The 20750-nt window shown below is 66.5% G+C and carries 17 protein-coding genes; 15 read left to right on the top strand and 2 right to left on the bottom strand.

Translation table 11 applies throughout. The annotated features are described in order from the left end of the window. The first annotated feature begins 21 nt into the window (after positions 1-21). The 8 genes from BFD71_RS02995 (at position 22) to BFD71_RS02960 (ending at position 9051) form a co-directional block, all read left to right on the top strand. Complete coding sequence (locus BFD71_RS02995; protein ID WP_069261760.1) at positions 22-1725, top strand: lactate permease LctP family transporter; 1704 nt, start codon at positions 22-24, stop codon at positions 1723-1725. Positions 1726-1975: 250 nt separating this feature from the next. Continuing rightward, on the top strand, positions 1976-4789 hold the full coding sequence (locus tag BFD71_RS02990; protein ID WP_069261759.1) for a monovalent cation/H+ antiporter subunit A: 2814 nt from the start codon (positions 1976-1978) through the stop codon (positions 4787-4789). After that, a complete protein-coding gene (locus BFD71_RS02985; RefSeq protein ID WP_069261758.1) occupies positions 4789-5142 on the top strand; it encodes a Na+/H+ antiporter subunit C in 354 nt (117 codons plus the stop codon). Before BFD71_RS02990 ends, BFD71_RS02985 begins: the two co-directional genes overlap by 1 nt. After that, complete coding sequence (locus BFD71_RS02980; protein WP_069261757.1) at positions 5139-6803, top strand: monovalent cation/H+ antiporter subunit D; 1665 nt, start codon at positions 5139-5141, stop codon at positions 6801-6803. Before BFD71_RS02985 ends, BFD71_RS02980 begins: the two co-directional genes overlap by 4 nt. Position 6804: 1 nt before the next feature. Then, entirely contained in the window at positions 6805-7299 is a 495-nt protein-coding gene (locus tag BFD71_RS02975; protein ID WP_069261756.1) for a Na+/H+ antiporter subunit E, read from the top strand. After that, a complete protein-coding gene (locus BFD71_RS02970) occupies positions 7293-7568 on the top strand; it encodes a K+/H+ antiporter subunit F (RefSeq protein WP_069261755.1) in 276 nt (91 codons plus the stop codon). Before BFD71_RS02975 ends, BFD71_RS02970 begins: the two co-directional genes overlap by 7 nt. 9 nt (positions 7569-7577) lie before the next feature. Beyond that, positions 7578-7970 carry a Na+/H+ antiporter subunit G gene (locus BFD71_RS02965; RefSeq protein WP_069261754.1) on the top strand — a complete coding sequence of 131 codons (393 nt, stop codon included), beginning with the start codon at positions 7578-7580 and terminating at the stop codon, positions 7968-7970. A gap of 289 nt (positions 7971-8259) precedes the next feature. Beyond that, positions 8260-9051, top strand: coding sequence for a DUF4397 domain-containing protein (locus BFD71_RS02960; protein WP_069261753.1), 792 nt, complete (start codon positions 8260-8262; stop codon positions 9049-9051). Between the two features lie 52 nt (positions 9052-9103). Here BFD71_RS02960 and BFD71_RS02955 read toward each other — a convergent pair whose 3' ends face one another. Continuing rightward, positions 9104-10012 carry a LysR family transcriptional regulator gene (locus BFD71_RS02955; RefSeq protein ID WP_069261752.1) on the bottom strand — a complete coding sequence of 303 codons (909 nt, stop codon included), beginning with the start codon at positions 10010-10012 and terminating at the stop codon, positions 9104-9106. A gap of 147 nt (positions 10013-10159) precedes the next feature. On the opposite strand from BFD71_RS02955, the gene BFD71_RS02950 reads away from it, so the two are divergent. From BFD71_RS02950 to BFD71_RS02930, 5 genes are all read left to right on the top strand, one after another. Next, positions 10160-12283, top strand: a complete 2124-nt coding sequence (locus BFD71_RS02950; protein ID WP_069261751.1) for a 3-hydroxyacyl-CoA dehydrogenase NAD-binding domain-containing protein — start codon at positions 10160-10162, stop codon at positions 12281-12283. A gap of 26 nt (positions 12284-12309) precedes the next feature. Further along, on the top strand, positions 12310-13506 hold the full coding sequence (locus BFD71_RS02945; protein WP_069261750.1) for an acyl-CoA dehydrogenase family protein: 1197 nt from the start codon (positions 12310-12312) through the stop codon (positions 13504-13506). 19 nt (positions 13507-13525) lie between these two features. Continuing rightward, complete coding sequence (locus BFD71_RS02940) at positions 13526-14662, top strand: acyl-CoA dehydrogenase family protein (protein ID WP_069261749.1); 1137 nt, start codon at positions 13526-13528, stop codon at positions 14660-14662. Positions 14663-14719: 57 nt separating this feature from the next. Then, complete coding sequence (locus tag BFD71_RS02935; protein ID WP_069261748.1) at positions 14720-15934, top strand: CaiB/BaiF CoA transferase family protein; 1215 nt, start codon at positions 14720-14722, stop codon at positions 15932-15934. A 271-nt stretch (positions 15935-16205) separates the two neighbouring features. After that, the gene (locus tag BFD71_RS02930) at positions 16206-18284 is read left to right on the top strand and encodes a VTT domain-containing protein (protein WP_069261747.1); all 2079 of its coding nucleotides are present in this window, start codon (positions 16206-16208) and stop codon (positions 18282-18284) included. Positions 18285-18300: 16 nt separating this feature from the next. Here BFD71_RS02930 and BFD71_RS02925 read toward each other — a convergent pair whose 3' ends face one another. Beyond that, positions 18301-18573: a hypothetical protein gene (locus BFD71_RS02925; protein WP_069261746.1), complete on the bottom strand. Its 273-nt coding sequence runs from the start codon at positions 18571-18573 to the stop codon at positions 18301-18303. Positions 18574-18821: 248 nt separating this feature from the next. On the opposite strand from BFD71_RS02925, the gene BFD71_RS02920 reads away from it, so the two are divergent. After that, positions 18822-19907, top strand: a complete 1086-nt coding sequence (locus BFD71_RS02920) for a Dyp-type peroxidase (protein WP_069261745.1) — start codon at positions 18822-18824, stop codon at positions 19905-19907. Continuing rightward, complete coding sequence (locus BFD71_RS02915) at positions 19900-20700, top strand: family 1 encapsulin nanocompartment shell protein (protein ID WP_069261744.1); 801 nt, start codon at positions 19900-19902, stop codon at positions 20698-20700. The genes BFD71_RS02920 and BFD71_RS02915 overlap by 8 nt, the downstream gene beginning before the upstream one ends. The last annotated feature ends 50 nt before the right edge of the window (positions 20701-20750 follow it).

The raw sequence follows: 20750 nt of genomic DNA, 5'->3' as shown, positions 1-20750 counted from the left end.
GCATCATCGGAGGAGACCGTAGTGCAACCCTGGTACCAGATCTACACACCGCTCGGCAGTCTGTGGCTGTCCGCCCTCGTGGCCGCCATTCCCATTCTGTTCTTCTTCGTCGCGCTCGCCGGCCTGCGCATGAAGGGCCATGTCGCCGCGGCGATCACCCTGCTGCTCGCGCTCGCCGTGGCGATCTTCGAATACGGCATGCCCGTGCGCCAGGCGCTCATTTCCGCGGGCTTCGGCTTTGCCTACGGCATCTGGCCGATCGCGTGGATCATCGTCACGGCGGTGTTCCTCTACAAGATTGTCGTGAAGACGGGACAGTTCGAGATCATCCGCGCCTCGGTGCTCTCGATCACCGACGACCAGCGACTGCAGCTGCTGCTGATCGGCTTCTCGTTCGGCGCGTTCCTCGAAGGTGCGGCAGGCTTCGGCGCGCCGGTGGCGATCACCTCGGCGCTGCTCGTCGGCCTCGGCTTCGAGCCGCTCTACGCCGCGGGCCTGTGCCTCATCGCCAATACCGCTCCGGTCGCGTTCGGCGCGATGGGGATTCCCATCATCGTCGCAGGCCAGGTGACGGGCATCGATCCGTTCCTGATCGGCGCAATGGCGGGCCGCCAGTTGCCGCTGCTCTCGCTCTTCGTGCCGTTCTGGCTCGTCTTCATCATGGACGGCAAGCGCGGCGTGAAGGAAACGTGGCCCGCCGCGCTCGTGGCCGGCGGCAGCTTCGCTGTTACGCAGTACTTCACGTCGAACCACATCGGGCCCGAGTTGCCGGACATCACTTCGGCGCTCGTGAGCCTCGTCGCGCTCGCCGCGTTCCTCAACGTGTGGCAACCGCGCCGGGCAACGCAAGGCACGAGCGTGAAGGTGAGCGGCGGCGCCGCTGCGCTGGGCGGTTTCGGCGGCGGCGGTTCGCGTGCGGCGGCTTCGAGCCGCAAGGCGTCGCCGTACAGCATCGCGCAGACCGTGCGCGCGTGGTCGCCGTTCATTCTGCTCACGGTCATCGTGACCGTGTGGAGCGTCAAGCCGTTCAAGGCGCTCTTCGCAGCGAAAGGCCCGCTCGCGGGCACGATTCTGAGCCTGCACGTACCGGGCCTCGATCAGCTCGTGGTGCGCACGGCGCCGATCGTCGCGTCGCCCAAGCCGTACGAAGCCGTGTTCAAGCTCGACTGGCTCTCGGCCGTAGGCACCGCGATCATGATCACCGCGATCCTCTCCGCGATCCTGCTGCGCATGAAGCCGCGCACCGCCGTGGCCGCGTTCTTCGAGACCCTCGGTGAACTGCGCCGCCCCGTGCTGTCCATCGGTCTCGTGCTCGCCTTCGCATTCGTCGCGAACTACTCGGGCATGTCGTCCACGCTGGCGCTCGCGCTTGCGGGCACGGGCGCCGCCTTCCCGTTCTTCTCGCCGTTCCTTGGCTGGCTCGGCGTGTTCCTCACGGGCTCCGATACGTCGTCGAACGCGCTGTTCTGCTCGCTGCAGCACACCACGGCGCACCAGATCAACGTTTCGGACACGCTGCTCGTCGCGGCCAACACCTCGGGCGGCGTGAGCGGCAAGATGATTTCGCCGCAGTCGATCGCGGTGGCCTGCGCGGCAACCGGCCTCGTCGGCAAGGAATCGTCGCTGTTCCGCTTCACCGTGCGTCATAGCCTGTTCTTCGCGGCTGTCGTGGGCGTGGTGACGCTGATTCAGGCGTATGTGCTGACCGGCATGATTCCGCAGTGATGGCGGAGTTGGCGGTGCAACGCGCCGTAACAAAGTGATGAGGGCCGTCGCCCGCGCGCGCGGGCGACGAACGTGCCCGTGAAGATCGTCGACGAGCCCCGAGGCCGGAGGACCTGACGCACGGTCATTTCCTGTGGCACCCCGTGGCCGCCTCGATGCCACATGAATGAACTCCGTCCCCGTTTGCGGCTATGATCGTGAACTGCGGCGCGGCGACTCGGCGCCCTGTCGGACCCACGGGGAGTGTCGAATGGCAATGGGGTGGCTCGTCGTATTACCGTTCGTCGCCGCAGCGCTCGTCGCGTTCGCGGGGCCGCTCGCCGGACGCTGGGCGTCCCCCTGCGGCACGTGGATCGCATTCGCGGCCGCGCTCTTCGGCCTGGGACTGCTGGGCAGCGAACGTGTAGGCATGGCCACCCATGGCGTACTGCACTGGCAGGCCGACTGGATCCCGCAGCTCGGCCTCTCGTTCGCGCTGCGCCTGGACGGTCTTTCGTTCATGTTTGCGCTGCTCGTGCTCGCAATCGGCCTGCTCGTTTTTATCTACGCACGCTACTACCTCGCGGGCAGCGAATCGCTGCCGCGCCTTTACGCGCTGCTGCTGCTCTTCATGGGCGCGATGCTCGGCGTGGTGCTGTCGGACAACCTGCTGCTGCTCGTGATCTTCTGGGAACTCACGAGCATCGTGTCGTTCCTGCTGATCGGCTTCTGGCCTTCGCGCCCCGAAGCACGGCGCGGCGCGCGCATGGCGCTCACCATCACGGGCGCGGGCGGTCTCGCGCTGCTGGCCGCCGTGCTGCTGCTTGGCCATGTCTGCGGCAGCTACGACCTCGATGTCGTGCTCGCGCATGCGGGTCTCGTACAGCGCAATCCGCTGTATCCCGCAATTCTCCTGCTCGTGCTTTTCGCGGCCTGCACGAAGTCGGCGCAGTTCCCGTTCCACTTCTGGCTGCCGCATGCGATGTCGGCACCCACGCCCGTTTCCGCATACCTGCATTCGGCGACCATGGTGAAGGCGGGCATCTTCCTCATCGCGCGCTTTTACCCCGTGCTCGAAGGCACCGACTGGTTCTTCTACGTGACGAGCCTGATCGGCCTCGTCACGCTCACGGGCGGTGCGGCCATGGCGCTCGTGCAGCGCGATCTCAAGGGACTGCTCGCGTATTCCACCATCAGCCATCTCGGGCTCATCGTGCTGCTGTTCGGCCTCGACACGCAGCTCTCCACCGTCGCCGCGCTCTTTCACACCTTCAATCACGCGGTGTTCAAGGCTTCGCTCTTCATGGCGGCGGGCATCATCGACCATGAGACGGGCACGCGCGACCTGGGCCGCCTGCGTGGCTTGCGCCGCTTCATGCCGCATACCGCCGCGCTAGCCGCCGTGGCATCGCTCGCCATGGCGGGCGTTCCGCTGCTCAACGGCTTCCTCTCGAAGGAGATGTTCTTCGGCGAAACGCTCGCACAAGGACTCCTCGGCGACTTCAACTGGATCATCCCCGCGCTCGCCGTCATCGCGGCGGGGCTCTCGGTCGCGTATTCGCTGCGCTTCGTGTGGGGCGTGTTCTTCGACGGAGAAACCCCGCACGACCTTCCACACTACCCGCCGCACGAACCGCCGCGTTTCATGAAGCTGCCCGTCGAGATTCTCGTCGTCATCTGTCTGCTCGTGGGCCTCGTGCCGGAGCAGACCATCGGCAGGATGCTCGAGTCCGCGGCATGGTTCGCGCTGGGCGGCAGCGTGCCCACGTACAGCCTGAGCTTGTGGCACGGCATCAATCTGCCGCTCCTGATGAGCTGCGTGTCGTTCGTGGGCGGCGCGCTGCTGTTCTTCTATCGCCGCGACGCGTTCCGCCATCATCGTTCGGTGCTCTCCGAAATGAACGCGAGCGAAGGCTTCGACCGCTTCGTGCAGCAGCTCGAAAAAGCCGCGGGCATCGTGGTCGATCTCTTCGAAACGCGCTCGCTGCCGGCGTATCTCGCGTGGATGATCGCGGCGATGCTGATCGTGCCGGGCTCGGCGCTCCTCGCGCTTACCTCGCTGGACGGCGCATACCGCTCGGCGCCGCTCGATGCGATGACGCTCGTCGGCCTCGTGCTGATGGCGTTGATGGCGGCAGGCGTCGTGCTCGTGCGCGCCAATACGCTCTATGCGCTCGTGATGCTGAGCACCTGCGGGTTGCTCGTCACGCTCGCGTTCGTGCGTTTTTCCGCGCCAGACCTCGCGCTCACGCAAATTTCAGTGGAAGTGGTCACGGTGCTGCTTCTCGTGCTCGCCATCTACTTTTTGCCTGTCGTGCAGCGCGCGCAGGAGCCTCCAGCCGCACGTACCCGCAACGCGGTGCTCGCACTCGCGGGCGGCGCGCTGATCGGCGCCGTGGCGTATGCCGTGATGACGCGCGCCCCCATCGGTGGCGTCGGCCAGTTCTTTCTCGCGAACGCGCTGCCGGGCAGCGGCGGCCACAACGTCGTGAACGTGATCCTCGTGGATTTCCGCGGCTTCGACACGATGGTCGAGATCAGCGTGCTGGTGGTGGCAGGGCTCGCCGTCAAGGCGCTGCTGCGCGGCCTGCGCCTGAAATCGCCCGATACGGGCCCGGGCGGCCTGCCGTGGTCTTCGCAGTCGCATCCGCTGCTGCTCGCCATTCTCGCGCGCCTCATGCTGCCGCTCACCCTGCTCGTTGCCGTGTTCATCTTTCTGCGTGGCCACAATCTGCCAGGCGGCGGCTTCATCGCCTCGCTCGTGATCTCCATTGCGCTGCTGCTGCAATACGTGGCGAGCGGCGTGCTGTGGACCGAGTCGCGCATCCGCATCAACTACCGCGGGCTCGCGGGCCTCGGCATTCTCGTCGCGGCCGCGACGGGCGTAGGCGCGATCGTGCTCGGCCACCCGTTCCTCACCAGCGCGTTCGGCCATCTGCACGTGCCGCTGATCGGCGAAATCGAACTAAGTACGGCCATGCTGTTCGACCTCGGCGTGCTCGGCGCCGTGGTCGGCACGACGCTCACGATCGTCTCGCACCTCGGCGTGCGCGACAAGGACATGCAATCCGTGGAGAAAAGCTGATGGAAGCCGCCTTCGCCATTACGCTCGGCGTGCTCTGCGCGAGCGGCCTCTACCTGCTGCTGTGCGCGCGCGTGCTGCCGGTGATCCTCGGCATCACGCTGTTCTCGTATGCGATCAACCTGTTCCTGCTCGCGATGGGCCGGCTCTCCACCGGCAAGCCGCCCGTGATCACGCCGGGGGCACAGTACGCGGACCCGGTGCCGCAGGCACTCGTGCTCACTGCGATCGTGATCGGCTTCGCCATGACGGCCTTCACGGTCGTGCTCGCGCTGCGCGCGCTCGCGATCGACGGCACCGACCACGTGGACGGCGACAACCCGCAGCGCAGCCGCCTGGAGATGCGCAGCGAATGAATCACGCTCTCATCCTTCCCATCCTGATTCCGCTGTTCGCGGCCGGCGCGATCGTCGCGCTGCCGCTGCGCGCGAAGCGCCTGCAGCGTGCGATCAACGTGTTTGCCACGCTCGCGCTGCTGCCCATCGCGGCGGCGCTCGCCGAATTCGCGGCGCAAGGACAGATTGCCGGCTATGCACTCGGCGCGTGGCCCGCGCCGTTCGGCATCGTGTTGCAGATCGACCGGCTCGGCGCACTCATGCTCGTGCTGACCGCGCTGCTCGCGTGTTGCTGCCTGCTCGGCACCACGAGCGCCGATGTCCGGCGCGGGCGCTACTATCGCGCGCTCGTGCAGTTCGAGCTGATGGGCCTGAACGGCGCGTTTCTCGCCGGCGATCTCTTCAACCTGTTCGTCTTCTTCGAGCTGCTGCTGATCGCCTCCTACGCGCTGCTGCTGCATGGCGGCGGCCGCCGCCGCGTGCGCAATGGCCTGCACTACATGCTGTTGAACCTCGTGGGCTCGTCGTTCTTCCTGATCGCACTGGGCGTGCTGTACGGCCTCACGGGCACGCTCAACATGGCCGATGCGGGCGAGCGGCTTGCGCATCTGGACCCCGCGTCGCTGCCCCTCGCGCAGTTCGCGGGCGCGACGCTCATGCTCGTATTCGGCCTGAAGGCCGCCGTCTTCCCCATGTCGTTCTGGTTGCCACAGGCGTATCGAAGCGCAATCGGGCCCGTGGCCGCGCTGTTCGCGATCATGACCAAGGTGGGCATCTACGCGATGCTTCGCTGCGACGCGCTCGTGTTCGGCGCGGCGGGCGGCGTACTCGACGCGTTCCTGCATCAATGGGCGTGGTGGCTCGCCATTGCGACGATCGTCTATGGCGCGCTCGGCGCGCTCGCGGTATCGAGCCTCAAGACCACGACCGGTTTTCTCGTGCTGGTCTCGGTCGGCCTGCTGATTGCGGCTGTCACGCTGCAGACCGTGCTCGCCTGGAGCGCGCTGCTGTACTACCTCATCAGCACGACGCTATGCACGGGTGCGCTGTTCATGCTCGCCGATACCCTGGAGTCCGAGCCAGGCGATCCGGCGGCCGTGCCCGCTGCAACCGAAACACGCGAGCCCGCCTCGCTGGAATCGCTCGACGACGCCACCGCGCCCGCCATCCCACCCGAAGCAGACAGCGAGCCGATCGCAACGGCTCCCAAGGCAACGGCCCCTGAAAAAGCCCCGAAGCCCTGGCCTTCGAACCTCGCCGGTGTGCTCTATCTCGCGGCAGCCGTTGGCGCCGTCGGCCTGCCGCCGCTCTCGGGTTTTCTCGGCAAGGCCATGGTGCTCGCCGCCACGCCGCTTGCGCAGGCCGTCGTGCTCTGGCCCGCCGTGCTGGTCGCGGGGCTGCTGTCGATCGTCGCGCTCAGCCGTACAGGCACACGCCTGTTGTGGGCGATACCCGCTGCACGCGCCTACGACGGCGCACCCGCCACCGCGCCGCGCGGCAGCCGCGCAAAGCTCGCCGCGTGTGCGCTGCTGCTCGCGGGCGTGGTGGCGGCAACGGTGTTTGCCGGCCCCCTCAAGCAGTATCTCGACGCCGCCGCCGCGCAGTTGCTCGACCGCACAGCCTACGTTCACGCGATCCTGCCCGCACAGGCCGCGCAAACGTCACAGGGCGCAGGAAGCTGACATGCTCAAGAGGCTCTTTCCACACCCCTGGCTCACCGTCGTGCTGCTCGTATGCTGGGTCTTGCTGATGAACGACGTGTCGCCGGGCAACCTGCTCCTTGGCTTCGTGCTCGGGACCGCCATCGCCTACCGCGTGGGCGAAGGGCTGTGGCTCGCGCCCGTGCGCTTCGGCAGACCGTGGCTGCTCGTACGGCTCTTCGGGCATGTGCTCTACGACATCCTCGTGGCGAATCTCGAAGTCGCATTGCTCGTGCTTGGCCCCACGAAGCGCCTGCGCCCCGCCTTCATCGACGTGCCGCTCGACAGCACCCACGAAATCGCGCTCTCGGCGCTCATCAGCATCGTCTCGCTGAGCCCCGGCACGCTGTGCGCCGAGCTTTCCGACGACCGCAGGCGCCTCGTCGTGCACGTGCTCGATCTCGAAGACGAAGCCGCGCTCGTCGCCTTGATCAAGTCCCGTTACGAAGCGCCCCTCATGGAGATCTTCGCATGCTAGCCATCGTCATTCCGGTTTCGTTCGCGATCCTCGGGCTCGCGTTCCTGCTCACGCTCGTGCGCCTCGTGCGCGGGCCTTCGCTGCCCGACCGGCTCGTTGCGCTCGACACGCTCAATATCAACGCGATCGCGCTCATCGTCGTCTACGGCATCATGCTGCGTTCGACGGTCTTCTTCGAAATCGCGCTGCTCATCGCGGTCATGGGGTTCGTGGCAACCGTCGCGTTCACGAAGTACCTGCAGCGCGGCGACATCATCGAACTGAACTAGGGCTTCGCCATGCAAACCGTCATCGAAGCGATTGTCTGCTTGCTGCTCCTGCTCGGCAGCGCATTCACGTTGATCGGCGCGATCGGCCTCGCACGCCTGCCCGACTTCTACATGCGCCTGCACGGGCCGACCAAATCGACCACGCTCGGCGTAGGCGGCGTCGTGCTCGCTTCCGTTGTGTACTTCAGTACGCACAACAATTTCGCGAGCCTGCACGAAGTGCTGATTCCGGCGTTCCTGTTTCTCACCGCGCCCATCAGCGCACATATGCTCTCCAAGGCCGGGATTCAGCAACGCGTCGCCGTTTCGTCCGTCACACGCGGACGGCCGGATGCCGCCGGCGCAAGTGCAGTCGGCAAGCAAGACGCGAACCCGGACAACAATTCTGCGCAGGACGCTTGAATATCGGCGCGGATCTTCGCGCCGCCGGTAAAAGCTGCCATCGAACGTCGCAAAAGTCGGGCGCGCCACGCTTCATCCGCGCGCCGCCCCCATCGCTCTCCTCTCCTCATCCCGTTGCGCGCGCATGCATCGCGTCGAATCCCCACGCACGGCACACCAATTGCTGATCGTGATCGCCCCTATGCAGCATCGCGCCGGCGTCCCGGCTCGCGCAGGGGCGCGATAACAACGCGCGGCCGCAATCGAGGCCGTACACCGTGCAGCTCGAACGAAACGAATGAGGTCAACAATGAAGACGATACGCACCCTGCTCGCGTTTGCGAGCGCGGCAGCCCTGCTCACGGCATGCGGCGGCGGCAGCAGCAGCAACGACGTCGGCAAGGAAATCGGCGTGCAGAACCCCGAGATACATTTCGTGCATGCGCTCCCCGGCGGCCCGAATGTCGATTTTCTGGTGAATGGCAGCGCCCTGCAGACGAACATCGCGTACAAGCAGGTCACGAACTTCGCCAACATCAACACCGGCAACACCAACGTCTCGTATGCAAGCACGGGCACGACCACGCCGATTGCAAGCGGCGCCTTCGCCGACGTGGCGAAGGGTCACGAGTACACCGTGCTCGCGTTGCCCGCGCTCACGGGCGGCGACATCGGCCTGATCGACGATCCGTTCGACAAGGGCCTGCTTTCCAGCAGCGCACGCCTGCGCGCGTTCAACGCCACCGTCAATGCGCAGAATCTCGACATCTACATCGTTGCGCCCGGCACGGATATCAACGCCGTGCAGCCGACCTTGCCGGCCGTGGGCTACAAGAACGCCGTGCCCGCAAGCGGACAGGACTCGATCTATATGAACGGCGGCAACTACGTGGCGATCGTCACGGCAGCGGGCAGCAAGACGGCGATCTACGAGTCGTCCTCTTTCAACCTCGCGAACAATGCGGACTGGCTCATTACGACCGTGCCGATCTCGGGTACGCTCTCGCAGCTCCTGCCGGGCCAGATTCATCTGCTCGTCGCGCAAGGCGGCAACACCTCGCAGCCCGCCGTGGAGTACAGCAACACGCTCACGGGCCAGTAGTCGGTTGCGCATGCACCCGGCGCGGCGAGTGGCGGCGTGCTGCCTGCGCCGCTCACGCGGCCGCGCCGCGCCCGGTTTTGCGGGCCTCGCCCAGCACGTAATCGATGAAGGTGGCCGCCGCCCGCGTGTGGTGGCGGTTCGGCATATAGAGCATGTACATATGCGTGCCGAATATGCTCAAACGCCACGCGTCGAGCGACGTGACGGCAGCGCCCTGGCGAATGTCGTCGTGCATCACGTAGTCGGGCACGATGCCCACGCCGAGTCCCGCGAGAATCGACTGGCGCAGAAATAGAAAGTTTTCCGAAATGATCGAGGGTTCGAGCAGCACTTCGTGCCGGTCCTCGTTTAGATAACCCGCAAGGCGCAATTGCCGCCCCACCACCGTTGCCGTGATGACGGGCGCACGCGCCAGATCCTCGAGCGTTTGCGGCATGCCGTGCTGTTCGGCCCACGCCGTACAGGCACATGCGATGTACTTCACCGGCCCCATGTCGCGCGCCACGAGATTCTGCGGCGGCTCGTGCATCACGCGCACGGCAATATCGACTTCGTCGCGCAGCAGGTCTTCCACGCGGTTTTCGAACATCACGTCGAGCACGATGCCGGGGTACATCCGCTTGAACTGGATGAGCCAGTCCGACATCACGAGCTGCCCGTAGCCGCTCGGCACCGAAAGCCGCACGCGCCCCTGCAGGCTCTGGCCGAGGGTGGAAACCGATTCGCGCGCGGCGAGCAGCGCGTTCTGGATCGCGCGGCCGTGCTCGTAGAGCTTCAAGCCGATTTCGGTCGGCTCGACACGGCGCGTGGTGCGACGCACGAGCTGCAGGCCGATCGACTTCTCCAGATGGTTGAGGTGGTAGCTGACGTTCGCGCGGCTCATCTTGAGCCGGCGCGCCGCCTCGCTGAGGTTGCCCGCGTCGAGAATTTCGACGAGCAGGGTTAGCGCATTGACGTCCATGGCACATCCACTGTCAAAAATACCTTGACAGTCTGTCAACGAGCGATGGGATTGTCAATTGCCCCTGTCACGCCGAGAATCGACGCGAACATGAAACATTGCCGTCTGGCCCGCCAGTCCGGCCCTCATTATGGAGACAGCATCGCCATGGCATCCGATCCCGTGAACGCCTCCCCCGTCACTCATGAACTGCGCGGCAAGGTGCTGCTCGTCACCGTGGACAATCCGCCCGTCAACGCGCTGGGCGTGGACGTGCGCCGCGGCCTCGCCGCCGCCATCGAGCATGCCGAGGCAAACGACGCCGTGCAGGCCGTGCTGATCGTCGGCGCGGGGCGCAATTTCATTGCCGGCGCGGACATCCGCGAGTTCGGCAAGCCGCCGCAGCCGCCCGCGCTGCCCGACGTGTGCAACCGCATCGAGGCCTGCCACAAGCCGGTGATCGCCGCCATTCACGGCGCGGCGCTCGGCGGCGGCCTCGAAGTGGCGCTCGCGGCGCACTACCGGCTCGCCGTGGCGGGCGCGAAGCTCGGCCTGCCCGAGGTGCAGCTGGGCCTGCTGCCTGGTGCCGGCGGCACGCAACGCACGCCGCGCCTGATCGGCGCCGAAGCGGCGCTCTCGCTGATGCTGAGCGGCCGTCACGCGAGCGCGCAGGAAGCGCACAAGCTGGGCCTCGTCGACCGCGTGGGCGCGAGCGACGACATACTCGCCGAAGGCCTCGCCTACGCGCAGGAACTGCTCGCGGGTCACGCGCCGGTGCGACGCACGCGCGACGCCCAGGCGCTCGCCGATCGCGCCCAGGCGCAAGCCGCAATCGACGCCGCCCGCGCCGAAACCGCGAAGAAGTCGCGTGGCCTGTTCTCGCCGCTGAAGATCGTCGATTGCGTGCAGGCCGCGCTCGATCTGTCGTTCGACGAAGGGCTGCGCTTCGAGCGCAAGCAGTTCCTCGAATGCCTCGAAAGCCCCCAGCGCGCGGGTCTCGTGCACGCATTCTTCGCGGAGCGCGAAGTGCAGAAGGCCCCAGAAACGAAGAGCGCGAAGCCGCGCGCGATCGACACCGTCGGCGTGATCGGCGGCGGCACGATGGGCGCGGGCATTGCCGTGGCCGTGCTCGACGCGGGCCTGCCCGTGACGATGATCGAGCGCGACGACGCCTCGCTCGCGCGCGGCCGCGCCCATGTGGAAAAGGTCTACGACGGCCTCATCGCCAAGGGCCGCATGAAGCGCGAAGCGAAAGCGCAGATCCTCGCGCGCCTTAGCGGCAGCACCTCGTACGACGCGCTCGGGAACACCGATCTCGTCATCGAAGCCGTGTTCGAGGACATGGCCGTCAAGCAGGCCGTGTTCGCCGAACTCGACCGCGTGTGCAAGTCCGGCGCCGTGCTCGCGACCAACACCTCGTATCTCGACATCGACGCCATTGCGGCCAGCATCGAACGCCCGCAGGACGTGGTGGGCCTGCACTTCTTCTCGCCCGCCAACATCATGAAGCTGCTGGAAATCGTGGTGCCGAAGCAGGTGAGCGCCGATGTCGTGGCCACCGCGTTCGAGCTGGCGAAGAAGCTGCGCAAGGTGCCGGTGCGCGCCGGCGTGTGCGACGGCTTCATCGGCAACCGCATTCTCGCGGTGTTCCGCACGGCTGCGGATCATCTGATGGAAGACGGCGCTTCGCCCTATCAGATCGACAAGGCAGTGCGCGACTTCGGTTTTCCGATGGGCCCGTACCAGGTGGTCGATCTCGCGGGCGGCGACATCGGCTGGGCCACGCGCAAGCGCCGCGCCGCCACGCGCGACCCGAAGGCGCGCTACGTGCAGATCGCCGACCGCATCTGCGAGCGCGGCTGGTTCGGTCAGAAGACGGGCCGCGGCTTCTATCTCTACCCCGAAGGCGCACGCACGGGCACGCCCGATCCCGAAGTCGAGTCCATCATCCGCGCCGAGCGCGAGCGCGCCGGCATCGAACCGCGCAGCTTCAGCGACGAAGCCATCATGCGCCGCTACATGGCGGCGATGATCAACGAAGGCGCGAACGTCGTGCATGAAAAGATCGCCCTGCGCCCGCTCGATGTCGATGTCACGCTGCTTTACGGCTACGGCTTCCCGCGCTATCGCGGCGGCCCGATGAAGTACGCCGATACCGTGGGCCTCGCCAACGTGCTCGCCGATATCCGCGAGTATGCGAAGGCAGATCCGCTGTTCTGGCGTCCTTCGCCGCTGCTCGTCGAACTGGTCGAGCGCGGCGAGAATTTCGCGAGCCTCAATCAATCGGCCTGAATGTGCCCTGAAGGAGCTTTTCACACATGGACCTGAAATTCACCGCCGAAGAAGAGGCGTTTCGCAGCGAAGTGCTCGCATTCCTGAGCGAGCGCCTGCCACAGCGCCTCGCCAGCAAGGTGAGCAATGGGCGGCACCTCACGCGCGACGACATGGCGCAATGGCACGCCATCCTAAACGAAAAAGGCTGGCTCGCGAATCACTGGCCGCGGGAATACGGCGGCCCCGGCTGGAGCGCCGTGCAGAAGTTCATCTTCGAGAACGAATGCGCGATTGCGGGCGCGCCGCGCATCGTGCCGTTCGGCGTGAATATGCTCGGGCCCGTGCTCATCAAGTACGGCAGCGAAGCGCAACAACGCTACTGGCTGCCGCGCATTCTCGACGGGTCGGACTGGTGGTGCCAGGGCTATTCCGAACCGGGCGCGGGCTCGGACCTCGCCTCGCTGCGCACGACCGCCGTTCGCGACGGCGACCATTACGTGGTGAACGGCCAGAAGACGTGGACCACGCTCGGCCACTACGCGAACATGATTTTCTGCCTCGTGCGCACCGCCGCCGACGTGCGCAAGCAGGAAGGCATCAGCTTCGTGCTGATCGACATGAACACGCCGGGCATCGAGGTTCGCCCCATCGTCACGCTCGACGGCGAACATGAGGTTAACGAAGTGTTCTTCACCGACGTGCGCGTGCCGGTGGCGAACCTCGTTGGAGAAGAAAACCGCGGCTGGACCTACGCGAAATATCTGCTCACTTACGAGCGCACGAATATCGCCGGCGTGGGCTTTTCGGTGGCGGCGCTCGCTCGCCTGAAGCGCGCCGCGCAGAAGATCACGCGCAACGGCAAGCCGCTTGCAGAAGATCCGCAGTTTGCGGCGCGCATCGCAAAGGTCGAGATCGATCTGGAGAACATGAAGACGACCAACCTGCGCGTGATCGCTGCCGTGGCGGGCGGCGGCGTGCCCGGTGCGGAAAGCTCGATGCTCAAGATTCGCGGCACCGAGATCCGCCAGGAGATTTCCTCGCTGCTGCGCCGCGCGATGGGGCCGTATGCGGCGCCGTTCGTCGAAGAAGCGCTCGAAGAAGGGTATGCGGGCGAGGCAATCGGGCCCATTGAGGCCGCCAGCGCCGCCGCGCAGTACTTCAACAACCGCAAGCTGTCGATCTTTGGCGGCTCCAACGAAATTCAGAAGAACATCATCTCCAAGATGATTCTCGGTCTTTGAGATCTTTGAGAGGCACGCCATGGACTTCCAGCACACAGAAGACCGCCGCATGCTCGCGGATACGCTCAATCGTTTCATCACGGAGCAATACGATTTCAATACCCGCGATACAATCGCGCGCTCCGAAGAAGGCTTTAGCGCAGACATGTGGCAGCGCTTCGCCGAACTCGGCGTGATCGGCGCGCTGTTCGACGAGGCCGATGGCGGCTTTGGCGGCGCGGGCTTCGATGTCGCGGTGGTGTTCGAAGCGCTCGGGCGCGGACTCGTGGTCGAGCCGTTCCTCGACACGCTGATCGTCGGCCGCGCGCTCGCCCACGCGGGCAGCGAGGCGCAGCGCGCGCGCATCGCATCGTTCATCGATGGCTCGCAAATCGCCGCGCTCGCGCACGACGAGCCGGGTTCGCATTACGAGGACGCACGCGTGGCGACGCGCGCGGAGAAAAACGGCGATGGCTGGGTGCTGCAGGGCGCGAAGGGCGTCGTGCAGGTCGCCGAACATGCCGACGTGCTGCTCGTTTCGGCGCGTACTTCCGGCGATGCATTCGCCGAAGCAGGCATCTCCCTCTTCCTCGTGCCGCGCGACGCAGCGGGTGTGAGCCTGCGTGGCTACCGCAAGATCGACGGCGGCCGCGCAGCGGAAGTGGCGCTCGACAACGTGAAGGTGCATGCCGATGCGCTCGTCGGCGCGCAAGACAGCGGCTTCGCGACGCTCGAGCATGCGCGCGGTTACGGCATCGTCGCGCTCGCATCGGAAGCCGTGGGCGCAATGGAGATCGCGCGTGACTTCACGCTCGACTACCTGCGCACGCGCAAGCAGTTCGGTTTGCCCATCGGCAGCTTCCAGGCGCTGCAGCATCGCATGGCGGACGTGCTGCTCGAAATCGAGCAGGCGCGTTCGGCGGTCATCAACGCGGCAGCGGCGATCGACGCGCCGCGCGCGCAGCGCGAACGTGCGCTTTCGGCCGCCAAGTACACGATCGGGCGTATTGGCGCGCGCGTGGCCGAAGAAGCGATCCAGCTGCACGGCGGCATCGGCATGACGTGGGAATTGCCGCTCGCGCACTATGCAAAGCGGCTCGTGATGATCGATCATCAGCTTGGCGACGAGGATCATCATCTCGCGCGCTACATCGCATTGGGGCGTGAGGCGGCGTGAGCCATGAGGGGGCGACTGCATACAGTCGCCCCGACAACGAACCAGGAGTACCTGTTGATGCAGACGGACAAAAGCAGCTTGCCCCTGGCGGGCGTGCGCGTGCTCGATCTTTCGCGCGTGCTGGCCGGGCCGTGGAGCGCAATGGTGCTCGGCGATCTCGGCGCGGAAGTCGTCAAGATCGAGCATCCCGACCGCGGCGACGACACGCGCGACTGGGGCGTGCGCGTCGGCAAGACGGAGACTGCGTACTTCAACAGCGTGAATCGCAACAAGCGTTCGATCACGCTCGATCTGCAAACGCCCGAAGGCCAGCAGATCGTGCGCGAGCTGGCGAAAACCAGCGACATCGTCGTGCAGAACTTCAAGTTCGGCGGCGCGGAAAAGCTCGGGCTCGGCTATGAGCAGTTGAGCGCCGAGAATCCGCGTCTCATCTATTGCTCGATTTCGGGTTACGACCGCACGGGACCCGAAGCGACACGCCCCGGCTACGACCTCGTCGTGCAGGGCGAAACGGGCCTCATGGCGATGAACGGCGAAGCCCACCAGCCGCCGCTCAAATTCGGTGTAGCGGCCGTGGATCTTTTCACGGGCATGTATTCCGCACAGGCGATGCTCGCCGCGCTCTACGAGCGCGAGCGCACGGGTCGCGGGCGCCACATCGAGATGGCGCTGTTCGACTGCGGCCTCATGATTACCGCTTACTACGGCCTCGAAGCGCTGCTGATCGGCGAGGACCCGCCGCGTTACGGCAATGCGCACCCATCGATCGTGCCGTATGGCGTGTTCGATGCAGCCGATGGTCCGCTCGTCATCACCGTGGGCAATAACGCGCAGTTCGAGCGCTTTTGCCGCGAGGTGATCGAGCGCGCAGACCTCGCCGACGACGCGCGCTACAAGACCAACATCCTGCGCGGACAGAACCGCGAGACGCTCGTACCCGAACTCACGCGCGAACTGGGCAGCCGTCCGCGCAAGCTCCTGCTCGAACGGCTCGCGGGCGCGGGCATCCCGTGCGGCGAAGTGGCGGGCTTGCGCGAGGCGCTGCTGTCGCCACGCGCAACGCTTGGCGGGCTCGTCACGCACCAGCCGCATCCGCATACCGAAAGCGGCACGACGCCGGTACTCGCGCCGCCGTGGCGCTTCGACGGCGAGCGCCTGCCCGTGCGGCATGCGCCTCCGCAACTGGGCGAAGGCACGCAGGAGGTCTTGCACTCGATGCTCGGTTATTCGGCGGAACAACTGGCCGCGTTGAAGGAGAAGGGCGTTATCTGAACCTCGTCACGGCCGTACCCGGACTCGCTGGCGCAGCCTGCTATACGCCGCGCCCCCTTCCGCGTCGCCGCCGCGCGACGCGGCCGCCGCCTTCGCCCCCTCGCTTCGCCCCGCCCGGCCTCGTGTCGCACGTAGTTGCGCGCGCCCGGTTATATTGCGCCTGATGGTTCCGCACGCCGCTTGCGGCTAGTTGCGCACGGCCGGTGCGGACCGCCACCCGCCCGATCTCGCGCCCGTCCCGCGAGCCCCAGCAAACGAACCCGCCCCGCTCATGGAGCACGCCTACGATCATCTGCTGCACCTGCTCGCCGCGCACGCGACGTGGACGCTCGCCTTTGTCGTGGTCGCCGCTTTCCTCGAATCGCTCGCGTTCATCGGCACGTTCATTCCCGGCAGCACGGCGATGTTCATTGCCGGCGCGTTCGCCGCCACCGGCACGATCAACCTCGGCTGGCTCTTCGTCTGCGCGATTGTGGGCGCCGTGGCCGGCGACGGCGTCAGCTTCTGGATCGGCCATCGCTACCGCGGCTCGCTGGCCCAGATGTGGCCGTTCAGCCGCCACCCCGCCATTCTCGAGCGCGCACACGCCTACTTCGTGAGCCACGGCACGCGCAGCGTGATCCTCGCGCGCTTCATCGCGCCGCTGCGCGCCGTGGTGCCGATCGTCGCGGGCATGGCCGGCATGAAGCCCATGCGCTTCTTCATGATGAACGTGATTTCCGCGCTCGTCTGGGCGCCCGCGCATATCGTGCCGGGCGTCGTGTTCGGCGCCTCGCTCCAGCTCGCGGGCGCGGTGTCGTTCCGGCTGGTGGTCGTCATCGGCATCGTCGCGCTCGCGGTCTGGCTCATCTGGCGCTTCGTGCGCATGCTGCTACTGCACATCGACAACTGGGCCGGCGCGTCGCGCCGCAGCGCGGCGCAGTGGGCAGCGCAGCATCCCGGGCGCGCCTCGAAGCGCATCGCCCGCCTGCTCGACCCGGCGCAGCCCGCGCTCGGCCCCGTCATCGTGATCACGGGCCTCGTGCCGGTGTGCGCGGCCGTGTTTTCCTATGTGCTCGGCAACTTGCTGCGCGGCGCGCCGCTCGTGCAGATCGATCAGTCCGTGCGCCAGTTCCTGCAGTCGATCCGCACCACGTGGGCCGACGCGGCCCTCGCGCGCGTCGAAACGCTCGGCAGCACCTGGACGCTCGCGGCGCTCATCGCGACGGTGGGCATCTGGATGGTGCTGGAGCGACGTTGGCGCACCATCGCTTACTGGATGATTGCCGCGGCCGTTTCGCAGTTGCTCATCCTCATCCTGCGCTTCGTGATCCACCATACGTCGCCGGGCGGCGGCCAGGCCGTCGAGGCCTATGTGTTCCCGAGCGACCGCGTGTCGTCGATGGTGATCGTCTACGGCTTCGTGATGTTCCTGCTCGTGCGCCGCGCGAGCATGCTGGAGGCCGCGCTCGTCGCCGCGCTCGGCAACGGGATCATCGTGGCGGTGGCGTTCGCGGGGCTCTATTTCGACCGCTTCCTGTTCTCGGATGCCATCGGCGGCGCGGCCTTCGCCGCCATCTGGGTGGCGATCGTGGTGCTCACCTCGCTCTGGCGCTACCCCAAGCGGCCGCCGCAGCGCACCTATGTGCCGCCCATCGTGCTGCTCGTGCTGGTCGGCGCCGTCCTGCTGCAGACGGTGCCGGCCAGGCGCACGCCCGCGCCGCCCACGACCGCTGCGGCGCCGCCTGTCGTCCTCTCGCAAATGCAGTGGAGCGATTCGCTGTGGAGGACGTTTGCGTGCTATCGCTTCGACATGAAAGGCGCGCGCCGCGAGCCGATGACGATCCAGTGGGCAGCGAGCGCCGACGATCTGCGCACGGCGCTGCGTGACGCCGGCTGGGCCGAAGGTCCGCAAATCTCGGTGAGGAGCGTGCTATCGCTCGTCGCACCGAACGTGGATGTGATGTCGCTGCCGCTGCTGCCGAAGCTGAACAACGGCCTGCCCTCGCCGCTCGTGTTCGCCCGCGCGCGCCTCGACGGGAAGCCGAACGACGCGGGCGAGCCGGGCAGCCGCCGCGACGTGCTGCGTTTCTGGCCTTCGGGCTATGCGCTCGCGCCGCGGCGCAATGGAAACGGCACTGACGATGGCCATGCGAGCGACGGGGAGCCCACGCCGATCTGGGTCGGCTCGCTTGTCCATGAGCGGCTGCGGCGCGGGTCGTGGCCGTTCAACGTGGTCACGACCTATCCCGACGACGTCGCTGAACTCAGCGCCCCCGGCCAGCCGGCGGGCTGGCGTACGCTCGCGCTGCCGGGCGAGGTGAGCTGCGAAGGGCGGCCTGTGAAGCTGATCGTGCAGGGCGGCCGCTGAAAGGGAAATTGAAGGCTCAGGCCGTGCTCTCGGCCCAGCTCCCCGTCGCGTGGAAGCGGTCGATGCGCTTGCGGGCGTCGGCGTAGGCTGCGTCGAGCGCGGCGTCGGGACCGGTGTAGTTGCGCATCATGTCGTGAAAGCGCACGCTGCGCCCTTCGACATGGGCGTCCGCGCCGTGGCGGCAGATGTAGCCGCTGTAGTGGAACAGCGGCTCGGGCGCGCGCGGCCCGAACGCCGGAATCGGCAGCACCCAGATCTCGAAGCCTTCATGCTCGGTGTGGTCCCACATGCTGTGTCTCCTGTCGATCCGGAGTTAGCGCTTTAGCGCTTACTCCGGTCCCATGCAAAGCTGTCGACCCGGAGTTAGTGCTTCAGCGCTTACTCCGGCCTGCCCATCAGGGCACGTCGATATCACCGTGAATATCCTCGCACGGCACCCACTCGCCTGCAAACGGCCGTTTTCCCCGAGTTTGGCTAAACTATGCGGGCGCAGCAAAACCCGAACCGACTCTGGACTCACGAGCGATACCCCACATCATGACGCCGGCCTCTCTCACGCAGGAACCGCAGTCCGTCTCCAGCGCCGTCACGCGCAATGCCTTCTTCATCGTCGCGACCGTCAACGACGACGCCGCGAGCCGCGCCACCGTACGCGCCTGGTGCGCCGACGTCGCCAACCTCGTGCGCGCGGTCGGCAAGCGCGTGCCCGCCGGCAATCTGTCGTGCGTGGTCGGCTTTTCGTCCGACGCATGGGACAAGCTGTTCGGCGAGCCGCGCCCGGCCGGGCTGCACCCGTTCCGCGAATTCGGCACGGGCGAGCGCAAGGCCATCGCCACGCCCGGCGACATCCTGCTGCATATTCGCGCCGACGAAACCGACCTGTGCTTCGAGCTGGCCACCCAGCTCATGACGCGCCTGGAAGGCGCGGTCACGACCGTGGACGAAGTGCACGGCTTTCGCAACTTCGACATGCGCGCAATGATCGGCTTCGTCGACGGCACCGAGAATCCGACCGGCAACGAAGCCGTCCATTTCACGGTGATCGGCGAAAACGAAGATCCCGAATTCTGCGGCGGCAGCTACGTGCTCGTGCAGAAGTACATGCACGACATGAAAGGCTGGAACGCGCTTTCCGTGGAGGCGCAGGAGCACATCATCGGCCGCACCAAGCTCCAGGACATCGAACTGGACGAAGCCGTGAAGCCGAGCTGGTCGCACAGCTCGCTCACCACGCTCGAAGACGACGCGGGCAACGAGATCAAGATCTTGCGCGACAACATGCCGTTCGGCCGGCCCGGTTCGGCCGAATTCGGCACCTACTTCATCGGCTACGCGCGCTCGCCCGAGCCGATCGAACAGATGCTCGAAAACATGTTCGTCGGCCTGCCGCCCGGCAACTACGACCGGCTGCTCGACTTCAGCCGCGCCGTCACAGGGGGGCTCTTCTTCGTGCCGTCGCAGACGCTGCTCGAAGCGCTCGCCGAAGTCGACCCGGGCGCCGCGCCCACCATCGAGGTGAGCGCCGCCAACACATCAGAAACAGAAACCGAGTCTGCCGCCGCGCCCAGCGCGGACGGCTCGCTCGCCATCGGATCCCTCAAAGGAGCACCCCGGTATGAATAACCTCCATCGCGAGCTGGCGCCCATTTCCACGGCCGCGTGGTCGCAAATCGAAGAAGAAGTTGCGCGCACCTTCAAGCGCTCGCTCGCGGGCCGCCGCGTCGTGGACGTCGAGGGCCCCGGCGGCCCCGCGCTCGCGGCGGTCGGCACCGGCCACCAGAACGGCATCGAAGCGCCGCTCGAAGGCATCCGCGCGCGCCAGCGCGAAGTGAAGGCGATCGTGGAACTGCGCGTGCCGTTCGAGCTTTCGCGCGAAGCCATCGACGCCGTGGAGCGCGGCGCCGAAGACTCCGACTGGCAGCCGGCCAAGGACGCGGCCACGCGCCTCGCGTTCGCGGAAGACCGTGCGATTTTCGACGGCTACAAGGCCGCGCAGATCACCGGCATCCGCGAAGGCTCGTCGAACCCGATCCTGCCGATGCCCGCCGATATCGCCGATTACCCCACGGTCATCGCCAAGGCGCTCGAACAGTTGCGCCTGCAAGGCGTGGACGGCCCGTATGCGGTGCTGCTCGGCTCCGATGCGTACACGGCGGTGAGCGAAGCGAGCGACCAGGGTTATCCGATTCTCGAGCACATTCGCCGCCTCGTGAATGGCGAGATCATCTGGGCGCCGGCCATCGAGGGCGGCGCGATCCTGAGCACGCGTGGCGGCGATTTCGCGTTCCACCTCGGGCAGGACGTGTCGATTGGGTATTCGTCGCATGACGACAAGAGCGTGAAGCTGTATCTGCAGGAGAGTTTCACGTTCATGATGCTGACCTCCGAGGCTTCGGTGGCGGTGAAGCCGGAGTGAGCCTGCGCTGATTCTCGCAGGCCACGAAAAAGGGGCGTCTCCTCGCGAGC

The organism is Paraburkholderia nodosa (genome assembly GCF_001718195.1).
Taxonomy (GTDB): Bacteria; Pseudomonadota; Gammaproteobacteria; order Burkholderiales; family Burkholderiaceae; genus Paraburkholderia; species Paraburkholderia nodosa_A.
This window is presented reverse-complemented; position numbering and strand designations above follow the sequence as displayed.

Bases quoted from the DNA above. Each gene is read 5' to 3' on its own strand.
- BFD71_RS02985 (WP_069261758.1), top strand. From the start codon at position 4,789: ATGGAAGCCGCCTTCGCCATTACGCTCGGCGTGCTCTGCGCGAGCGGC.
- BFD71_RS02920 (WP_069261745.1), top strand. From the start codon at position 18,822: ATGACGCCGGCCTCTCTCACGCAGGAACCGCAGTCCGTCTCCAGCGCC.
- BFD71_RS02965 (WP_069261754.1), top strand. From the start codon at position 7,578: ATGCAAACCGTCATCGAAGCGATTGTCTGCTTGCTGCTCCTGCTCGGC.
- BFD71_RS02990 (WP_069261759.1), top strand. From the start codon at position 1,976: ATGGCAATGGGGTGGCTCGTCGTATTACCGTTCGTCGCCGCAGCGCTC.
- BFD71_RS02950 (WP_069261751.1), top strand. From the start codon at position 10,160: ATGGCATCCGATCCCGTGAACGCCTCCCCCGTCACTCATGAACTGCGC.
- BFD71_RS02980 (WP_069261757.1), top strand. From the start codon at position 5,139: ATGAATCACGCTCTCATCCTTCCCATCCTGATTCCGCTGTTCGCGGCC.
- BFD71_RS02975 (WP_069261756.1), top strand. From the start codon at position 6,805: ATGCTCAAGAGGCTCTTTCCACACCCCTGGCTCACCGTCGTGCTGCTC.
- BFD71_RS02925 (WP_069261746.1), bottom strand. From the start codon at position 18,573: ATGTGGGACCACACCGAGCATGAAGGCTTCGAGATCTGGGTGCTGCCG.
- BFD71_RS02915 (WP_069261744.1), top strand. From the start codon at position 19,900: ATGAATAACCTCCATCGCGAGCTGGCGCCCATTTCCACGGCCGCGTGG.
- BFD71_RS02955 (WP_069261752.1), bottom strand. From the start codon at position 10,012: ATGGACGTCAATGCGCTAACCCTGCTCGTCGAAATTCTCGACGCGGGC.
- BFD71_RS02960 (WP_069261753.1), top strand. From the start codon at position 8,260: ATGAAGACGATACGCACCCTGCTCGCGTTTGCGAGCGCGGCAGCCCTG.
- BFD71_RS02930 (WP_069261747.1), top strand. From the start codon at position 16,206: ATGGAGCACGCCTACGATCATCTGCTGCACCTGCTCGCCGCGCACGCG.
- BFD71_RS02945 (WP_069261750.1), top strand. From the start codon at position 12,310: ATGGACCTGAAATTCACCGCCGAAGAAGAGGCGTTTCGCAGCGAAGTG.
- BFD71_RS02935 (WP_069261748.1), top strand. From the start codon at position 14,720: ATGCAGACGGACAAAAGCAGCTTGCCCCTGGCGGGCGTGCGCGTGCTC.
- BFD71_RS02940 (WP_069261749.1), top strand. From the start codon at position 13,526: ATGGACTTCCAGCACACAGAAGACCGCCGCATGCTCGCGGATACGCTC.
- BFD71_RS02970 (WP_069261755.1), top strand. From the start codon at position 7,293: ATGCTAGCCATCGTCATTCCGGTTTCGTTCGCGATCCTCGGGCTCGCG.